We start from the raw sequence: 19,062 nt of genomic DNA on the forward strand, positions 1-19,062 counted from the left end.
CGTTGCTCCCGTTGCTCCCGTTGCTCCCGTTGCTCCCGTTGCTCCCGTTGCTCCCGTTGCTCCCGTTGCTCCCGTTGCTCCCGTTGCTCCCGTTGCTCCCGTTGGACCTGTTGGACCTGTTGGACCTGTTGGACCGAGCTTAGGAACTGTCCCATCGCAACTAAAACAGCACGAATCAACATGTAAACCATTTTGATTATTACATCCACAATATCCATTTGCATTATTACTCCATAAAGACATGTTGACCCTCCTTCGTGTTCGATCTTTTAAGTAAGCCCACTAATTAAAAATATCTTTCTAATAAAAATCAGTTTTTATTTTCCTTATCAACTACCCGCTCTGGAACAAACCTTTTATAAACAAAGTTTTTTTCCTTACATTCTAATAAATATTACATGCAATACGCTCTCCTTTCGCTTGTACTTTCGCCTTCCTCATTAAAGGAATTTCAGCTCCTTCAACCTTGATACACGTATATATTTTAATACAATATATTAAAATCCGTATAAATCGTTATTATTTCGTCAAAATTCCCAAAAAATATTAACATTTAAAATACCCTCATATTTTGTTAAATTAACATTTTTTCCTTCTACATATATTTTTTGCTGAAACTCTTGTAATTGATAGACCTTATTACTTTTTCGTTTATAATCAATGGCTTTAAATTTCGCAACAGATATAAGCCAATTTCTAAACTTCCCACGATTTTTATCATAACTATTAATGTTGTACCAAACGATTAATAAAATATCGTCAACACATTCATCCACTAGCACCTTACTATGTGCCGTATCTAAAACACTATGAACCACCTTATAAATTAAATCTCCATATTGATCAATGACTGTATGTAACGCTAACATTTCTTGTTTTCGAAGACCTTCTACTATTTCTATATCCTTCACCCTTATCACCACTCTTTACTCTATTCTTTATTCATTACATATACGAATGAAAAGATCGATTTTCTGACACTTTTACAAATATTTTCTAATTATTTTTATATCGTATCAATATATATTGAATTTTTTCTATAAAAAGGGAATGAATTAAGTATCTCGAATTTAATCTATGAACATAAGTAGGGGGGATAACAATAATGTACCAAACCATTGAAGGTTTTCTACAATCATGGACATACGAAGCTGAGTCTACTCAGAAGATGCTCGATGCATTAACTGATGAATCTTTATCACAAGAAATTGCACCTGGGCACTGGACGTTAGGCAGAGTTGCTTGGCATATCGTGACTGCAATTCCTGTTATGCTATCTGGAACAGGGCTTCAGTTTGAAGGAGAAACGAAAGATTATCCTGTACCAACTTCAGCAAAAACAATTGCAGATGGGTATCGCAAAGTGAATACGGCTTTTATTGAAGCACTTCAAAGTGAGTGGACTGATAAAGACTTAGCTACTATTAATAACTTCTTTGGTCGTCCTATGCCGAATTCTATATTTTTAATGACACTCATCAATCATCAAAATCACCACCGCGGACAGATGACTGTTTTAATGCGTCAAGCTGGCTTAACAGTCCCTGGCGTTTATGGTCCTGCAAAAGAAGAATGGGCTGCTAATGGAATGGAAGCTCCCCAAATGTAACGACAGAAAAAGACAAGGTGCATAAACACCTTGTCTTTTTCTGTAACTTGTTTCATGTGAAACTATTTTCTACTAAATGGTATTTTATGAGAAAATACGTTAAGATAAATTCATATTAATTGGAGGGAACTAAATTGAATACAAAAAACAAAAAAATAACAATAAGAACTCTCTTACTAACTTCTATCATTGGAGTTATCGGTATATCTCTTTATTTCACAAGTTATGGTACCCCTTGGGGAAAACAAACAGCAGTTACGGAATCAAAAGAATATATTACAAAATACTTTAATCTAGATGCAGAAGTCAAAAATACTTCTTACGATGCTAAAATGAATAGCTATGCAATCGCCTTTGAAACAATTGAAGATGGAGAGTTTACTATCGAATATAAAGGTCCTAATAACTTTAACATTTCTCCAGGAGTGCAAGAGTATTTAAGCAAACACTATAAATTTACAGAGTAGTAACGAAGCATACATATACAAAAAAGAGTTGGTATAACGCCAACTCTTTTTTACGTATTCTTGTCATACTGTTATATCTTCCTTCTCTATATTTTTAATTCCGTAATATGCAATCGCAACTCCAATCGCTGCAAATGTGAATTGAAGAGGAAGAAACGTCGCTATAGGAAATATGGACGGGTTATTAATTGCGATTAATACAACGATAATAGAAGAAACGATTGTAGCTGGCACAGAACGTTTACGCATCCCGAAATATAGAGGAATTAAGCTTATTCCTGCCGTGGCAATGGCTAAAGGAATAAGCTTTATCCCTTCTTGAATCAATTGATCTACTGTGAATGAATTAGGAAGAATTGAAAAATAACTATCTATCCCAAAGAAAATTCCTACTACTAAAATGTTCGATAAAATAACTGTTATAAATGTTAATGTCGCTGTAATAGCCAACTTACTAGCCATCATTTTCTTTCGGTTAATTGGATAAGAAAACATGAGTAGTATTGTTTTACTTTTATATTCATCAATTATTAACTTGGCTATTAGTACGCCACCAAAAATAATAAATGTTGCTCTTACTAACGCACTAGCCATCGACAAAATTATCTGCGGATCCCTTATTTTTGGATCCCCTTCTATTTGAGCAACGATACTAACGAAGATTAGTAGTGCCAGTATAACGATATTCGCAATAACCGCTCTCTTCACATACGATCCAAGCTTAAACTTCCTCAATTCTAGCTTCATAAGACGTAGCATGATAGTCCTCCTTTCATGTAAGTTACTAAAATTAACTTAAAATTGCAATTACTATTATTTTTTTCACTATTCATACCCCAGTTCGTTGTTGTTTTAAGCTTACTTCACGCCACATCAATTTTGTCGATTTTACGATATGAAAGATAACTAATAAAAATCCCTAATAAACAGAGCACTATTGGAATAGCGATAAAATTAAACATACTTACTTGACCGTTTCCAGAACCAACGTTACCATTAATTAGCATCCCAATTATTACTGCAGAAGTAATTGTTGTCGGTGTCGATTTTTTTCTCATCCCAAAAAATAAAGGAATTAAACTTATACCAGATATCATAAATGCACTTATAATAGTAGTTGGAACGCTAGCTATTAATTCGCCTATCGTAGCAGGCGTTTCAATCAGTCCGATCATTGGACTCACAAAATATACGAGCAAACTAATAATGAAAGTAGCAATAATCGTGCTCACAAAACAAAAACAAAAAACAATTGTTAATTTCGCCCTCATTAGCATTTTCCTTTGTAGCGGGTACATAAACGATAGTTGCATCGTTTTGTTCTTATACTCATCAATTACTAAACGTGATAAAAGGACTGAACTAAAAGTAATGAATGTTATCCTAATAAAAATGTTTATTAAAGCCATTTGTTGTGTGAAGTCAGAGAGTAGCAAATCTACCTCGCCTTTCCCTCCCAACATCATGAGGTTTACTACGGCGAAAATTGCTATAATACAAATTGCTACACTTTTAAAGTAACTAGATAATTGATGCTTCTTCCATTCAAGCTTCATTAATTTAAGCATATAAACCACGCCTCCATTCCTTATATAGCTGTCCTTACGCTACTAACATTCTAATTCCAGCAGTAACTACGCTTAACATTCCTATCACTAGTAAAATTAAAATCCAGTTTCGTTCTGGCTTTTTATAATATAAGATTCCACTTATGAGTATTACGATAAATCCAGCTATAAGATTTAGTATTAATGCATTCATGATCATATCCCCCTCGCTGAAGTTACATTAAGCATGAATGCCCTCTCCATCCATTACGTTTAAGAAATATTCTTCTAAGGAACTATGTTTCTTATTAATACTTTCAATTTCTAAATCGTTCATAATAAGTGCTTTTGAAATAGCTTGCTGAGACGCTGCCGTATCATACACACGAATCATATTTCCACTCATTATTTTGTAATTTTTTATACCGAGTTTATCTTCTAAAATATAAGCTGCACGCTTCACATCAGGAACAGTAATTTCAATGTACTCTGTTTGTTTTCCGTTAATACTCTTCATTGAAACTTCTTTTATTAGCTTTCCATTTTGAATCATACCGATTGTATCTGCCATTAGTTCCATCTCGCCTAAAATATGACTAGAGACTAATAACGTAATACCATATTCTTTGCAAAGCATTTTAAATAAATCTCTTAATTCTTTAATACCAATTGGATCTAATCCGTTAATTGGCTCATCTAAAATGAGTAATTCTGGCTTCGTCATAATCGCCCTTGCAATACCAAGTCTTTGCTTCATCCCTAATGAAAAATCTTTTACTTTTTTATCATCTATACCGTGCAGCTTCACTAAATGTAAAGCATGATCAATTGCGTTTTTATCGTAATACCCCATATATTCACAATGTAATTCTAGGTTTTCCTTCGCCGTTAATTTATCATAAAAAATTGGATATTCGATAATTGTCCCCATGCGCTTTAACAATTCATAAGATGTATCCGTTAGCTTCTCACCAAAAATTTCAATATCACCGCTCGTCGGTTTTATTAAGTTTGTGATCATTTTCATAATCGTTGTTTTACCTGCACCATTCGGTCCTAAGAAACCATATATCTCACCTTTTTTCACATGCATGTTAACGCTAGAAATTACTTCTTTCCCTTTAAACACTTTCGTTAACTGATTCGTTTTTAATATATATGTCATGTCACTATCTCCTTTCGCACTACCTTATACTTCTATAATAGACAACGGAATTCTCTTTTTTCTTACCCGTTCCTTACAAATTCCTTACGCTGAAAAAAAGCTTGTAGAATCTACTTCTCTACAAGCTAAAACAGCATCTTTTTTAATACAACAGTAAAAATTGTTTTTTCATACGGCTTACTAGAAAGATGTATTTTTCCATCCATCGCTTCCACAAGTCTTTTCGTAATCGTTAACCCTAAACCGCTCCCTTGGTACAATCTATTTCTGGAATCTTCAAGTGTGTACATACGCTCAAACACTTTATCAATATGAGATTCATCAATTCCTTTTCCTGTATCCCATACATCTATATACACACTCGTTTCATCATCTCTTAACGTCACACCAAGTGTCTTTCCATCGTCTCCATATGTAATTGCATTGGATATTAAATTATTCAATACTCTACCTAATACTTCTACATTTCCAAGTGCAAATATATTTCTTTCTGGTATATCAATATGAACTTGAAATCCTTTCGTCGTCACTAAATCATAAAAAGATAAAATCTTCTCGCGGCAAACTTCATTCATATTTACTTTTGTCATCTCGATTGCTTTGTCACCGGATTCTAATTTTGCTAAATCAAAAAACTTATGAATCAGTTCCATCACTTCTAGTGTTTTTACATGCACCTTTTCGAGTAATATTTGCTGCTCTTCCTCATTTATCGTTTTATCCTTATTTAACATTTCGGTATATCCAAGAATAACTGTTAGTGGTGTTTTCAAATCATGTGAAATATTTGAAAGCATTTTTCTCATCGAAATTTCCACTTTCGCATGATCTGCATTCGTTTTCTGTTTTGCATCTAATAAATGATTAATCGCCACTAATAACTTTTGCAATTCTAGATCATCTGTCATAATTAATAGCTTCTCACCAGTTTGTTCTTTTACAATTCGATTTAACTTCTCATACGTGTAGCGTAAATTCCTACTACTATTTTTTCTAATTTTATATTGCACGTAAATAACGATAAGCAATATAATAATCACCACTGTTAAAAATACAACCATACTACATCACTTCCAACTTATAGCCGATGCCCCATAATGTTTTAATATATTCTGGATTAGATGGATCACTTTCAATTTTCTCACGTAATCTTCTCATATGAACATTAATAACGTTATCGTCACCGTAATACTCTTCATTCCAAACTAACGTATATATTTGTGCTTTTGTAAATACACGATTTTGATTCTTTAAGAACAGTTTTAAAATCTCAAATTCTTTTAACGTAAGTTTGAGATGCTTCCCATTTTTTTCAACCGTAAAATTAATTGGATCGATTGTTAAATCACCAATCTGAATCCTCTTTTCTGTTGTTTCTGTAGCCGAATATTTCGTAGACCTCCGAATCCCCGCTTTTACACGTGCAGCCAATTCAATCATAGAAAATGGCTTACAAATGTAATCATCTGCTCCAATTCCTAATCCAACAGCTTTATCAACATCTGTATCTTTTGCCGACATCATTAAAATTGGGACGGCACTTTTTTCTCGAATGATTCGCACAACCTCTAAGCCATCTAACTTTGGCATCATAATATCGAGAATGATCAAATCAAATGAACCTTTAAAAAATGCGGTAACTCCTTCTTCTCCGTCAGATGCGATTGTAACTTGAAAGCCTTCTTTTATTAAATATGTTTCAACCATCTCCTGAATTGAGATATTATCTTCAACTAATAAAATATGATGTGACATATTTCTATCCCCTTTTTTTTACAAACATTAACATTTTAATTGTATCGTAACGAATGAATACTGGAAAGAATTATATGAATTTTCAAACCAACTTCCCTTCCTTCCCTAACAATGATATGATGAAATTCACTACGATTGTTCATAATTAACTTTATATAAAGGAGACTTATCATGTCAGAAAACAAAAAAGTAAGCTTAGCTGATTTAATGCGCGAACAACTTGCAAAGAAAAAGCAAGGAAATGGAAACGGCTCAAATAATGGAAGTCAAAGTCAAGAAACGAAAAAATTACAAAACCAACAAACGAAGAAAACAAACAACCAACGTAGACGTACAGGTGTATAAATGAACGGGCAAAAACGATCTAACATTTCATCAGGCCTTGAAGTTGATATTGTATTAAAACAAGATCAACGTACAGGCAAGCTAACAAGAGGAATTGTAAAAGATATTTTAACTAACTCACCCTCTCATCCGCACGGCATTAAAGTACGATTGCAGGACGGGCAAGTTGGCAGAGTCCAAAATATCATTCAATAAGAAAAGGAGCTCATTTAAACTTGAGCTCCTTTTTTCTTTATTAACCTTTAATTTTCTCGATGAAAACTACTTTTAAATAGTCTCCTTCTTTAAATTGATCAATTGTACGGAAATCTTCCGGTAAAGAATGTTCTTCTAATATTTTATACTTACCGTTCATTTCTTTAAATGCAGTATCGATAAAGCCTTTAAACTTTTTCATATCGAATGCACTGCAATTTGTTGAAGCGACGATAATACCATTATTTTCTGTAATGGCAATTGTTTCTTTTAATAAATTTTTATAATCTTTCGCTGCACTAAATGTATATTTTTTCGAACGTGCAAAGCTTGGAGGATCTAGCACAACCATATCAAACTTCATCTTTTTCTTAGCTGCATATTTAAAGTAAAGAAATACATCTTCTACGATAATATCTTGTGCTTCGTAATCAATTTCATTTACACTGAACTGCTCAATCGTTTTACTTAAACTACGATTGGCAAGGTCAACACTTGTTGTTTTACTTGCCCCGCCAAGCGCTGCAAATACAGAGAAAGCCCCAGTATAAGAGAACATATTTAAAACCGTTCTTCCTTGTGCATACTTATCACGAATTTGTTTTCGAACGTTACGCTGATCTAAAAACACACCAACCATCGCCCCGTCATTTAAATATACAGCAAAGTTTACACCGTTTTCTTTTACGATAAGTGGGAACTCACCGCGCTCTCCTGTTACGAAATCATCACCTTCAATGTACTTTCCTTTCGTATCAAAACGCTTTTTCTCATAAATCCCTTTGAAGTTTGCTACTTTTTGAAGAGCTGCTATAATTTCATCTCGGAAAGTATAAATCCCTTCACTATACCAGCTTACTACGTAATAGCCGTCATAATAATCGATGATTAAACCGCCAAGGCCATCACCTTCACCATTCAGGGCACGAAATGCTGTTGTATCATTTGATTTATAAAAATCTTTTCGTTTATGTAAAGCAGATTTGATTTTACTTTCAAAGAAAGATTGATTCACTTCCTCCTTCTCTTTTCTCGTTAAAATCCATCCATATCCTTTATTTTGTTTTCCATAATAGCCTTTTCCGATGAATTGGTTCTTCTCATCCACTACGTTGATGATTGTCCCTTCTTCACGTACATCATTTAAATTTTGAATTGCATCTTTTAAAATAAGTGGATATCCACCTTTAATTTCTTTTATAAACTTCGGTTTTATTTTTATAGTTACTTCAGATCGCATGTAATGTCTTCCTTTCCATTTGAATGCTTTCTATTAGTAGGAAGCATTTAAAAAACGAGACTGAAAAAAGCCTCGTTTCACTATACCATATTATTGCTTTGCTAGTACAACTAGCTCATCCTCTCGCTTAATCGAAAAAAAACTTATATATTTTATCATTATCATTGACAACGATAATGATTTTCATTATCATTTAATACATATGAAACGATGAACATAATGATAGATTTATAGGAGGAATAAAGAAATGATTATTGTTACAAATACATCTAAAATTACGAAGGGTGACGCACATAAATTAATTGAGCGCTTTAATAAAGTAGGTAAAGTTGAAACGATGCCCGGTTTCTTAGGATTAGAAGTTCTTCTAACTGAAAATACAGTTGATTATGACGAAGTGACGATCAGCACTCGTTGGAATGCAAAAGAAGATTTCCAAGGTTGGACGAAGAGCACTGCCTTTAAAGATGCGCATTCACATCGCGGTGGATTACCAGACTTTATTATCGATAATAAAATCTCATTCTATGACGTTAAAATTGTTCGTATGCCAATAGCTGCGGCTCAATAACTTCGGTTTTAATAATTGGTATAGAAGTATGAGAAGTGATACATCTTCTCTACTTCTATACCTTTTCTTTTTTCAATTTCTTTTCACCAATTTCGCATGCACGACTAGTCTACCAGCCTCTGAATCCAGTGCATAATCACACGTTGAAAGTGTTACAATTTGATCATCCCCTGTCACTTTTGTATCTGTTTTATAGAGTGACCTTCCCTTAATTTTTTCTAGAAAAGATACATAGTCCTCATCGCTTCCAAAATCCGTTTCAATATAATAGAAATCAGTTGTCGTTGTATATACTGAAAATACTTCTACATCGTATCCTTCAAACAAAGTATCGTAATACAATTTGCGATGAGACATAAAGAAATCTTCTTCTAACATTTTTTTTAGACTCCCAAACATAGAACCGTCTTTCATACGATGTCCGTATAGAATCGTATTTCGATTTTGAGATTTCACATCGTTACGATGATCCATGAAGATACTTCCTGCTCTCATATCCTCGCCTTTATAATTACGATACAAATAGTAATCATTATCTTTCGCTTGAACAATCGGATAATTAATTTGCGTATCATCCATCGTAATCCAACCAACTATTTCTGGATTAATTTTTTGTAAGGCTTGGAACTGTGCACGTACTGCTCCATCTGATGATTTTTCTTCCATCGGACTCCTTTGATAAATATCTTGTGCTTCAGCCATTACTTTGCGATTTTCATAGTAATCTATGAACATCCCGCCTAATTCATACACAGAGTAGAAAAAGATGCCTAAAAAAACAACTGTAAGTATTCTTTGAAAAAAGGAATTCTTTTTCTTTTCTTTCTTGCTGCTCAAAATATCACCTCAAAACGAATTGCCAAAGGGATTTAGCCGCCTGTCAAATCCCCATTGGTACCATATACAATCCTGTATCTTCATCGTGTTTCACAACGACCTCTACGCCATATATGCTCTTAATCATATCTTCTGTTACAACATCATGTGGCGTACCTTTCATAACTATTTCTCCATCCTTCATCACGATAATATGATCGCTATAACGGATTGCTTGATTAATGTCATGTAATACCATAACAATCGTTAAACCATGTACTTCATTTAACTCTTTCACTAACTCTAATATTTCAAGCTGATAGTAAATATCTAAATACGTCGTTGGTTCGTCTAAAAACAGCATGGGCGTATTTTGCGCTAAAGTCATCGCAATCCAAACACGTTGCCTTTCTCCACCAGATAATGCGTGTATTGGCTTATCACGCTTATCTTGTAGTCTCGTACACGTCAATGCTCTTTCGATTGCTTCGCTATCCTCATCCGTTTGTGTAGAAAAAATATTTTTATATGGCATACGCCCAAAACTCGTCAATTTTTCAACTGTAATATCTGCTGGCGCCTCATTTTGCTGATGAACGACCGCTAGCTTTCTAGCAAACTCTTTCGGCTTATACTGGCTAATAGCTTTACCATCTAGCATTACTTCTCCACTACGGGGATCATGATTTCGCGACATAACACCTAGTAATGTTGATTTCCCACAACCATTTGGGCCAATAATTGTTGTAATTTTTCCAACCTCTATTTCACTACTAACAGACTTTAAACGATCCGTTACATTATCATAAGAAAAGGTTACATTTTTAATTTCCATGAACTTGATCACTCTTTCTAAGCAAGAATATTAAGAACGGACCACCGATAACTGCCATAATCGTTGCTGCTGGAATTTCATTTGGCGGTACGATAAGCCTACCGATTGTGTCTGCCGTTAAAATTAATAACGCACCTGCAAGGGCTGAAAACGGAATAAGTACTTTATGATCCGATCCAACCAATTGCCTTGAAATATGCGGGATAAGTAATCCAACGAAAGCGATAACGCCCGCAATCGCAGTTGATACAGCCGCTAACAAGACAGCGATAGCAGAAATAATAAGGCGTACCCTTGTTACATGAAGTCCAAGGTTTTTAGCCGTTTTATCTTGTAAAGATAATAAATTACACCCTGCCCCTACAAACAGTGCAAGTATAAGGCCGATTGATCCATATGTAACAAGTACTTCCACATCGCTCCATGTCTTCATCGTTATATTAGATGTTGTCGTCTGCTTAATACTTTTAATGAAATATCCGCAAATCGTAACGAAAGATTCATTTAAACCAGTAAACATCGCATTTATCGCTATACCGATCAAAATGATACGCAGCGGACTTAAACCTGATTTCCAAGAAAACGCATAAACGAGATAACAAGCAAACGCACCGCCTAAAAACGCGAATAGTGGTGTCCAGAAAAAGAACTGAGGAAATAGTGTAATGATAACAAGTGTCATAAAACTGGCCCCTGAAGATATCCCGATAACCCCAGCATCCGCAAGTGGATTTTTCATAACCGCTTGGAAAAGCACACCAGAAACAGCAAGCGCTGCTCCAGTGAAAAGTGCAATAATAATACGCGGGAAACGTAAATCTTTAATGACTTCAACATCTTCATTTGTCCCTGTAAATACACCTTGTAAAAGATCAATGACACCTATTTCTAAACTACCTTTCACAGCGGATACAGTAGTCATAATAACTAGTAATACCGTGACGATGAAGAAACTCCAAAATTTTTTATTCATCTCAATCTTCCTTTATATATACATGTATCATGGATACATCATTTTCTTTAATTCATCTAGAGCTTCAATAGCTGCTAAATTCCCTGTTGTTCCAAACAAACGCTCTTCTAAATCGTACACTCTATTATTTTTAACTGCGGCAAAATGCTTCCAAATGTCGTTCGTTTTAAATTCCTTATCGAACATTTTCACAACTTCATCTGGCATACCGTGTGCTGCACGTAAAATAATATCTGGGTCAGCTTTTTTTAAGTACTCTGTATTAGAAGCTAAATACTCTACTTTTTCACCTTGTACGATATTTTTACCACCTAGTTGTTTTACTAAATCCCCAATATATGAGTGTTCTGTCGCTACCAAATAACTTCCAGGTACTCCAAGTAAAATAAGGACTGTCGGTTCTTTCTTCCCTTTTACTTGTTTTTGAATGTCTGTAACCTTGTTATCAAACTTTGTTACAACTGCTTCAGCCTGCTTCTCACGCCCATACTTTTCACCCAACTCTGTAATTGAGTTTTTCATGTTTTTTAAACTCGTTAAATTTAAAAAATTTGCCTTAATGCCCGCTTCATTAAAAACTGGCTTCAACTCATATTCAAGCGTCGTAACAGATAATACTTCTGATGGTTTCATTGATTTTACTTTTTCCATATCAGGACTCATCGGATTTCCAACATCCGGTAAACCTTTATAACGCTTCGGTAATGTTTTATAACTAGTTGGAACACCAACTAAATCTACTTCTAATGCATCCATAATTTCAGTCACGGCGACTGTCGTTGCAATAACACGTTCCTCACTACTGCTCTTTACCTTTTTTGCCGTTTCTTTTTTGGGTGATGAGCACCCAGCTATACTAAATAAAAGAATGATAGCCATGAATACACTCGTGATTTTCTTCACTCTCAATCACCACTCCTTTCGGTACAATATGAAACGAGTCTTGATGCATGAAACCATGCATCAAGACTCCAAATTTTACAGTCTACCTGCTCTATATTTACGAACTAAGAAAGCAAGTGATCCTAGTAATAGCAACATATACATTCCAATCTGTGCTGTATCTGCTGTTTTTGAGTTTTTCTCTTTTTTTACATCATTCTTCACATTTTCATTTTGCTTCTTACCGTCTGCATTTCGATTAAAATCAGGATTACTGATTGTTTTTACATTGTCTACTTTCGGTGTACTCACTGGATTTTTCGGTTCATTCTTCGGATCGTTTTTCGGATCCTCTTTAATAGTTCCTACTGCACCAATATTATTTGTATCAAATTGAATTTGCACGTCGTAGAAATGATGGTAGTTCATTGAATCGATATCTACTTTTGTTTTCGCATTTAATTTCGCAAATAACTCATCAATTTCAAACTCTACTACTCTCGTATCTGCATTTTTATCTTCACTCACTACTTTTGCATCAACAAATGCACCAGCACTTTCTGTTTGGAACTTCGTAATCCATGCACTATTTTTCAGTGTCATCGCAACATATTTCTTGCCATCTTTCACTGTTAATCTTGCTGGCTTTACAACGTATTGATTCATCATTGAAATCTCATCCGTTTTATCTTTTAACACTTTAAAAGTAACATCATATTGACCGTCTTTTAAATTTTTCGGATCAACTATTGTGTGTCCATTTTGATTATTATTTCCACCTTGATTATTGTTATCGTCTTGGTTGTTATTTCCACCTTGGTTATCGTTTCCGCCTTGGTTGTTATTTCCACCTTGGTTATCGTTTCCACCTTGGTTGCCTAAAGCTTTAATACTACCTTTATCAAATGCGAATTGAATGTCGTAGAAATGATGGTAATTCATCGTATCAATATCAACTTTCACTTTTGCATTTAACTTTTTCGATAAGTCGTCTACTTCTACTTCCACTACTCTTGTATCTAGCTCTTTATTTGTACCTAATACTTTCGCATCGACAAACGAATTATTCTTTTCAAACTCAAACTTTGTAATCCATGAGCTATTCGTTACTGTGAAAGATACATATTTCTTACCATCTTTCACTTTTAATACGCCTGGACTCTTCGTATATGTGTTCATCATTGAAATTTCGTCTGTTTTATCTTTTAGCACTTTAAAACCGATACTGTATTCACCGTCTTTAAGAGCATTGGGATCAATTGTTGTGTTATTGTCTTGGTTGTCGTTTCCGCCTTGGTTGTCGTTTCCACCTTGGTTATTGTTTCCGCCTTGGTTGTCGTTTCCACCTTGGTTATTGTTTCCGTTTTGGTTGTCGTTTCCACCTTGGTTATCTAACGGCTTAATGCTATCTTTATCAAATGCAAATTGAATATCGTAGAAATGATGATAATTCATTGAATCGATGTCTACTTTTACTTTTGCATTTAATTTTTTTGATAAATCTGCTACTTCTACTTCCACTACGCGTGTGTCAGCTTTCGTATCTTCACTTAATACATTCACATCAACAAACGAACCATTTTTATCAAATTCAAACTTTGTAATCCATGCGCTATTCGTTAATGTAAATGATACATATTTCTTACCATCTTTTACTTTTAATACACCTGGATTTTTTGTATATGTGTTCATCATTGAAATTTCGTCTGTTTGATCTTTTAATGTTTTAAAATTGATGCTGTATTCACCATCTTTAATTGTTTCAGCATCTGGGTTCTTATTTCCATCCGGTTTTTCTACTTCCGGCTTTTTATCTTCATCCGGTTGTTTCTCTTCATTTTTAACTTGTTCAAGTTTATCTTGCTCAAATACAAGCTGTACGTCATGAGTTTGCTTGTAACCTTGCGATGCCACTTCAATAAATACTTTTGTATTTAGTTTTTTTGATAAATCAGCTACTTCAAATTCTACTACTCTTGTATCTTTTTCTTTATCTTCACTCACTACTTTTGCATCAACAAATGCACCATCTTTTTCCGTTTGGAAATTTTTAATTAATGAGCTACTTTTTAGCGTTACAATCGCTTTTTTCTTACCATTTTCTACTTTCAATACCCCTGGATTTTCCATGTAAGTATTCATCTTAGATTCTTCATCTGTTTGATCTTTTAATACTTTAAATGGAATGCTGTACGCACCATCTTTAATTATTTCAGCATCCGGCTTTTTATCTTCATCCGGTTGTTTCTCTTCATTTTTAATTTGTTCAAGCTTGTCTTGTTCAAATACAAATTGTACGTCATGAGTTTGCTTGTAGTTTCTTGATGCCATCTCAATAAATACTTTTGTGTTTAGTTTTTTTGATAAATCAGCTACTTCAAATTCTACTACTCTTGTATCTTTTTCTTTATCTTCACTCACTACTTTTGCATCAACAAATGCACCATCTTTTTCCGTTTGGAAATTTTTAATTAATGAGCTACTTTTTAGCGTTACAATCGCTTTTTTCTTACCATTTTCTACTTTCAATACCCCTGGATTTTCCATGTAAGTATTCATCTTAGATTCTTCATCTGTTTGATCTTTTAATACTTTAAATGGAATGCTGTACGCACCATCTTTAATTGTGTTAGAATTTGGTTGTTGATCTGAGTCAGGCTTTTGGTCGGGCTTCTGACTTGGATCCGGATTTTCATTTGGATCTGGCTTATTAGCTGGGTCCTCTTTTTCATCTGGTTTTTCTACATGAATTGGTGTAATGCTATTTTGGTCGAATGAAATACGAATATCATAGTAATGATGATAATTAAAAGCATCAATATCAACTTTCACTTTCGCATTTAATATTTTCTCTAAATCTTCCACATCAAATTCTACTACTCTTGTATCGCTCTCTTTATCTTCACTAACTACATTTACATCAACGAATTGACTACCTTTTTCTGTTTCAAACTTCGTAATCCATGAGCTATGCGTTAACGTAAAGGATACTTTCTTTTTCCCATCCTTCACCTTCAAAGTCCCAGGGCTTACAGAATATTGATTCATCATTGATTCTTCATCTGATGTATCTTTCAAAACTTTAAAACCAATTGAATACTCACCGTCAGCTAATTGGGTAGCTGCTTGAACTGCAAGTGGTTGTAGTGTCGACACGAATGTAAATATGGTTAAAAACATTGCAACGACAATTTTAAAATATCTGTTCAATAGAATGACTCTCCTTTTTGAAAAATTTCCAATTATTTAATACTGTTCCCATCAAATACAAAACGAATATCATATGAAGCGTTATAATTAATAATTGGGATATTAATTTTCACCTTGCCTTTTAGTTTTTCTGACAAGTCAGCAACTTCAAATTCTACTACTCTAGTATTCTCTTTTTTGTTTTCACTTAAGACTGTTGTTTCTAAGAATTGACCATCTTTTTCTACTTGAAAACTTTTAATAGAAGCACTATCTTTCACTTTAAATGAAACATATTGTTTTCCATTTTTAACGGTTAATGTTGCTGGGCTTTCAAAATAACTATTCATTCTAGATGATTCATCTTTATCGCCTTTCCACACAGTAAAAGCAATATTATATTTTCCATCAGCTAGTTGTGTAGCAGCTTTTGCATCTTGTAAACCTAGTGTTGCTATAAACGTAAATAAGACAGCAAATACGGCAATAATCATTTTAAATTGTTTAAACATATATTCATCGCCCTTCCAAAGATTTATTTACTTAACTTCACTTTACGAACTAAGAAAATACCTGAGATTAAAACTAACGCTGCAAATAATCCAATGCGAGCATCATCACCTGTTTTTGGGTTATCTGTTTTTTCAGCCTTTCCACTTTCATTTGTTCCTTTATTTGCATCTTTATTTGTTGCTTTGCTCTCTTCTTTCTTTTGCTCTTCTTTTACTTGGCCATCTTTTTTAGTTTGATCATCAGTTTTTGTTACACCAGCTACACCTTTATCGCCACCTACAGCTTTTACATTCGCATCAAATGCAAAGCGAACTGTGTAATGATGGTCATAGTTTGCACTTGGTACAACAACATGAATTTTTACTCCTAACGGTTTAGATAAATCATCAACTTTAAATTCAACCGTTCTTTTATCTGCTGCTTCGTCTTTGCTAATTACTTTTGAATCAACGAAGTTCCCATTATCTGGTGCTTTAAATTCTGTAATCCAAGCACTATGATTCATTGGAACTTGTACTCTCATCTCACCATTTTTCACAATTAACTTAGCTGGTTTTTCAAAATAATCATTTGCCATTGAAGCTGAATCATCTTCCGCCTTTTTGATAACGTAGTTAATATCGTAAGTACCGTCAGCTAATTTTGCTGAAGCTTGTCCAGATGGCATTACGAGAAAAGCTAGCATACATACTAACGTTATAATAAATGCGGATAATACTGAAAACTTTCTCATTTTGCTTACTTCCTCCTTGTTTATCTTTCGTTTTATAATTTGAAAATGATAATTATTCTCAATTTATAAGAAAAAAATAATCTCTTCTACCTTTATTTAATTGTCATTACTTTATGTAATATAAGTATCATTGATTATCATTCTCACTAGAGGTCAAAAAATATAATATCCCTCAATATTCCCTATAAAAAGCAATCTAAAATAATTTAACCATTTTACTGATTATCATTCTCAACAGACTACAAAAAAAATAAACTACCTATTCTACTGTTCCATCACCCCTTCTTCAAAAATGATATAGTCATAGAAAACCTCTTCCCTTGCCCCCGTCACTTCCCTTCCAACATTTCCACAACTAAGTCAATCTTAGCCTAATGCTAATTTTTTTGTCAACTATATTATGTATAAAATTTTTAATATCTAAATTTCTCTATATACGGCTTTCCCTACAAAAAAAGAGACTTTCTTTCATAGAAAGCCTCTTTTCTCTATTTTTCTACAGCAATTTTTTGCTTTTGAAACTTAGGAACTATATAACCAATTCCTATACCGATCATACCTGGAACTAACCAGCCAATCCCTACACTATATAATGGAATCTTCTCTAAAATAGGTGCTAATGCTGCAATTTGCAGATTCGCATTGTGCAATCCATCAAAGAAGCTAATTGCAAATGCGCCTACAATACCGCCTACATACATAGCTAATGGAAGACGAATATAGTTTTCAACAAGTGATAATACGATCAGTACGATACCAATTGGGTAAATTGCAATTAAGATTGGTAATGCTAATGCGTTTAACTGAGTTAAACCAAGATTTGCTACCATAAATGCTAATACAGAGAAAATGAAAATGACTTTTTGATAAGAAAGCTTTGGTAATAACGAAGAAAAATATTCTCCACAAGCTGCTACAATACCGACAGAAGTTGTTAAGCATGCTGCTGTAATTGCGATACCTAGTAATAATGTTCCGTAGCTACCAAATAAATGATTCACGACGTTTGTTAAAATAATTCCGCCGTTTGCTCCCATTCCAAGTGAAACACTTGAAGCTCCAAGGTAAGCAAGTGCTAAATAAACAAGAAGTAAGCCAAGTGCTGCAATAAATCCTGCAAAGATTGTTACTTTCGCAATACTGTTCTTATTTGTAATGCCTTTTGCTTTTAAAGCATTGATCACAACATTTCCGAAAACAAGTGCTGCAAGTCCATCTAAAGTTAAATATCCATCAATAAAACCTTTAAAGAGCGGGGCACTATACGCTTCTGTAGGGGCACCAAACTCTCCCATTGGAGTCATAATTGCTTTCGCTATAATAATTGCAATAACAGCTAATAAAATTGGAGTTAACACTTTACCAATGCGCCCCACTAATTTCGATGGGTTTAATGCTAAATAGAAAGTTACTGCAAAGAAAATAAATGTAAAGATAACAAGTGGATAGGATTGACCAGCTATCTCACTTGGTAAAAACGGTGCAACACTCATTTCATAAGCAACAGTCCCTGTACGTGGCACACTAACAAATACGCCTAAACATAAATAAATTGCAGTAATGAAAATTAGCGCGAATACAGGATGTACACGTCTTGCTAATTCATTAATATCTCCCTTTAGAGCTATAACAATAACTCCTAATAAAGGCAGTCCTACACCTGTTACGATAAAGCCAAATAACGCGATCCATACATCTGTTCCAGCACCTTGCCCTAACGCTGGTGGGAAAATCATATTACCGGCACCGAAAAACAGTGCAAATAACATTAAGCTTATTGCAAACATCTCAGAAAACTTTAAAGATGACTTCATTTCTACTACCTCCTAATTATTTTATTGACAAAATATTCTGAATTAAAATCCGTCACATATCCTCTTTCAAGCATACTTCCCCGTAAAAGAACGCAAAAAACACCCGTCCCTAACAAAGGGACGAGTGTTGAAATCGTGGTTCCACCCTTATTCTAATAAAATGAATTTATAACGAAATAAGCTCATTTTATAGCTCGTGTAAATTGATAACGGTTTTATCCGCCAAGAATTACAATGCATCTGCAGTTCACTCTTGAAGTTTAGAGGTGGTAAGTTTGTCTTTCCGTATTAGGAAGCTCACAGCCTAAGGCTTCCCTCTCTGAAAATCGTCAAAAACAACTCATGTCCTCATCATTACTTTTATAAAATATGTTGTCGAAACTTGTTGTTTTTTATTATATGGGCTATTTTTT

Annotated in this window: 20 protein-coding genes, 2 pseudogenes and 1 other annotated feature; of the genes and pseudogenes, 5 read left to right on the plus strand and 17 right to left on the minus strand. The window is 34.1% G+C overall.

Annotation, left to right across the window (positions count from 1 at the left end):
* Window positions 1-243, minus strand: a pseudogene (locus tag ABH955_RS22790) (BclA C-terminal domain-containing protein); the annotation flags it as partial.
* A gap of 320 nt (window positions 244-563) precedes the next feature.
* Window positions 564-869: pseudogene (locus ABH955_RS22795) on the minus strand (sigma factor); the annotation flags it as partial.
* 236 nt (window positions 870-1,105) lie between these two features.
* On the opposite strand from ABH955_RS22795, the gene ABH955_RS22800 reads away from it, so the two are divergent.
* Both ABH955_RS22800 and ABH955_RS22805 read left to right on the plus strand, forming a co-directional pair.
* Window positions 1,106-1,609, plus strand: a complete 504-nt coding sequence (locus ABH955_RS22800) for a DinB family protein (RefSeq protein ID WP_404454190.1) — start codon at window positions 1,106-1,108, stop codon at window positions 1,607-1,609.
* Window positions 1,610-1,743: 134 nt separating this feature from the next.
* On the plus strand, window positions 1,744-2,076 hold the full coding sequence (locus tag ABH955_RS22805) for a YfjL-like protein (protein WP_404491701.1): 333 nt from the start codon (window positions 1,744-1,746) through the stop codon (window positions 2,074-2,076).
* Window positions 2,077-2,139: 63 nt separating this feature from the next.
* Here ABH955_RS22805 and ABH955_RS22810 read toward each other — a convergent pair whose 3' ends face one another.
* The 6 genes from ABH955_RS22810 to ABH955_RS22835 all read right to left on the minus strand — a co-directional run bounded on the left by ABH955_RS22810 (window position 2,140) and on the right by ABH955_RS22835 (window position 6,543).
* Entirely contained in the window at window positions 2,140-2,835 is a 696-nt protein-coding gene (locus ABH955_RS22810; protein WP_002192432.1) for an ABC transporter permease, read from the minus strand.
* Between the two features lie 104 nt (window positions 2,836-2,939).
* Entirely contained in the window at window positions 2,940-3,644 is a 705-nt protein-coding gene (locus ABH955_RS22815) for an ABC transporter permease (protein WP_002192431.1), read from the minus strand.
* A 34-nt stretch (window positions 3,645-3,678) separates the two neighbouring features.
* The gene (locus ABH955_RS22820) at window positions 3,679-3,837 is read right to left on the minus strand and encodes a hypothetical protein (RefSeq protein ID WP_404454378.1); all 159 of its coding nucleotides are present in this window, start codon (window positions 3,835-3,837) and stop codon (window positions 3,679-3,681) included.
* A 27-nt stretch (window positions 3,838-3,864) separates the two neighbouring features.
* A complete protein-coding gene (locus ABH955_RS22825) occupies window positions 3,865-4,788 on the minus strand; it encodes an ABC transporter ATP-binding protein (RefSeq protein WP_404491702.1) in 924 nt (307 codons plus the stop codon).
* 125 nt (window positions 4,789-4,913) lie between these two features.
* Window positions 4,914-5,849 (minus strand): HAMP domain-containing histidine kinase, encoded by a 936-nt coding sequence (locus tag ABH955_RS22830; protein WP_002184875.1) that lies wholly within the window; start codon window positions 5,847-5,849, stop codon window positions 4,914-4,916.
* A 1-nt stretch (window position 5,850) separates the two neighbouring features.
* Window positions 5,851-6,543, minus strand: a complete 693-nt coding sequence (locus ABH955_RS22835) for a response regulator transcription factor (protein WP_404491704.1) — start codon at window positions 6,541-6,543, stop codon at window positions 5,851-5,853.
* 171 nt (window positions 6,544-6,714) lie between these two features.
* Between ABH955_RS22835 and ABH955_RS22840 the strand changes: the two genes are divergently transcribed.
* Both ABH955_RS22840 and ABH955_RS22845 read left to right on the plus strand, forming a co-directional pair.
* A complete protein-coding gene (locus tag ABH955_RS22840; RefSeq protein ID WP_002015431.1) occupies window positions 6,715-6,888 on the plus strand; it encodes a hypothetical protein in 174 nt (57 codons plus the stop codon).
* On the plus strand, window positions 6,889-7,083 hold the full coding sequence (locus tag ABH955_RS22845; RefSeq protein WP_001014315.1) for a YwbE family protein: 195 nt from the start codon (window positions 6,889-6,891) through the stop codon (window positions 7,081-7,083).
* Between the two features lie 40 nt (window positions 7,084-7,123).
* On the opposite strand, the gene ABH955_RS22850 is transcribed toward ABH955_RS22845, so the two are convergent.
* On the minus strand, window positions 7,124-8,323 hold the full coding sequence (locus ABH955_RS22850; protein ID WP_002184870.1) for a class I SAM-dependent rRNA methyltransferase: 1,200 nt from the start codon (window positions 8,321-8,323) through the stop codon (window positions 7,124-7,126).
* Window positions 8,324-8,570: 247 nt separating this feature from the next.
* Between ABH955_RS22850 and isdG the strand changes: the two genes are divergently transcribed.
* Complete coding sequence (gene isdG, locus ABH955_RS22855; protein ID WP_002112144.1) at window positions 8,571-8,894, plus strand: heme oxygenase; 324 nt, start codon at window positions 8,571-8,573, stop codon at window positions 8,892-8,894.
* A gap of 72 nt (window positions 8,895-8,966) precedes the next feature.
* On the opposite strand, the gene srtB is transcribed toward isdG, so the two are convergent.
* The 8 genes from srtB to brnQ6 form a co-directional block, all read right to left on the minus strand.
* Window positions 8,967-9,731, minus strand: a complete 765-nt coding sequence (gene srtB / locus ABH955_RS22860) for a class B sortase (protein WP_404491705.1) — start codon at window positions 9,729-9,731, stop codon at window positions 8,967-8,969.
* Between the two features lie 43 nt (window positions 9,732-9,774).
* Window positions 9,775-10,545 carry an ABC transporter ATP-binding protein gene (locus tag ABH955_RS22865; protein WP_016120867.1) on the minus strand — a complete coding sequence of 257 codons (771 nt, stop codon included), beginning with the start codon at window positions 10,543-10,545 and terminating at the stop codon, window positions 9,775-9,777.
* The gene (locus ABH955_RS22870) at window positions 10,535-11,518 is read right to left on the minus strand and encodes a FecCD family ABC transporter permease (protein ID WP_404491706.1); all 984 of its coding nucleotides are present in this window, start codon (window positions 11,516-11,518) and stop codon (window positions 10,535-10,537) included. Before ABH955_RS22870 ends, ABH955_RS22865 begins: the two co-directional genes overlap by 11 nt.
* 27 nt (window positions 11,519-11,545) lie before the next feature.
* Window positions 11,546-12,427: a heme ABC transporter substrate-binding protein IsdE gene (isdE, locus tag ABH955_RS22875; protein ID WP_340953400.1), complete on the minus strand. Its 882-nt coding sequence runs from the start codon at window positions 12,425-12,427 to the stop codon at window positions 11,546-11,548.
* A 69-nt stretch (window positions 12,428-12,496) separates the two neighbouring features.
* Window positions 12,497-15,610: an NEAT domain-containing protein gene (locus tag ABH955_RS22880; protein WP_404491707.1), complete on the minus strand. Its 3,114-nt coding sequence runs from the start codon at window positions 15,608-15,610 to the stop codon at window positions 12,497-12,499.
* 32 nt (window positions 15,611-15,642) lie between these two features.
* Window positions 15,643-16,101 (minus strand): NEAT domain-containing protein, encoded by a 459-nt coding sequence (locus ABH955_RS22885; RefSeq protein WP_002145465.1) that lies wholly within the window; start codon window positions 16,099-16,101, stop codon window positions 15,643-15,645.
* 23 nt (window positions 16,102-16,124) lie between these two features.
* On the minus strand, window positions 16,125-16,835 hold the full coding sequence (gene isdC / locus ABH955_RS22890) for a heme uptake protein IsdC (RefSeq protein ID WP_016120874.1): 711 nt from the start codon (window positions 16,833-16,835) through the stop codon (window positions 16,125-16,127).
* Between the two features lie 488 nt (window positions 16,836-17,323).
* Window positions 17,324-18,649, minus strand: coding sequence for a branched-chain amino acid transport system II carrier protein BrnQ6 (gene brnQ6 / locus ABH955_RS22895; RefSeq protein ID WP_404454211.1), 1,326 nt, complete (start codon window positions 18,647-18,649; stop codon window positions 17,324-17,326).
* Window positions 18,650-18,762: 113 nt separating this feature from the next.
* Window positions 18,763-19,013 (minus strand) — a binding site (T-box leader).
* Window positions 19,014-19,062 lie beyond the last annotated feature (49 nt).

The organism is Bacillus sp. RC240 (genome assembly GCF_044907945.1).
GTDB classification, from domain to species: Bacteria; Bacillota; Bacilli; order Bacillales; family Bacillaceae_G; genus Bacillus_A; species Bacillus_A mycoides.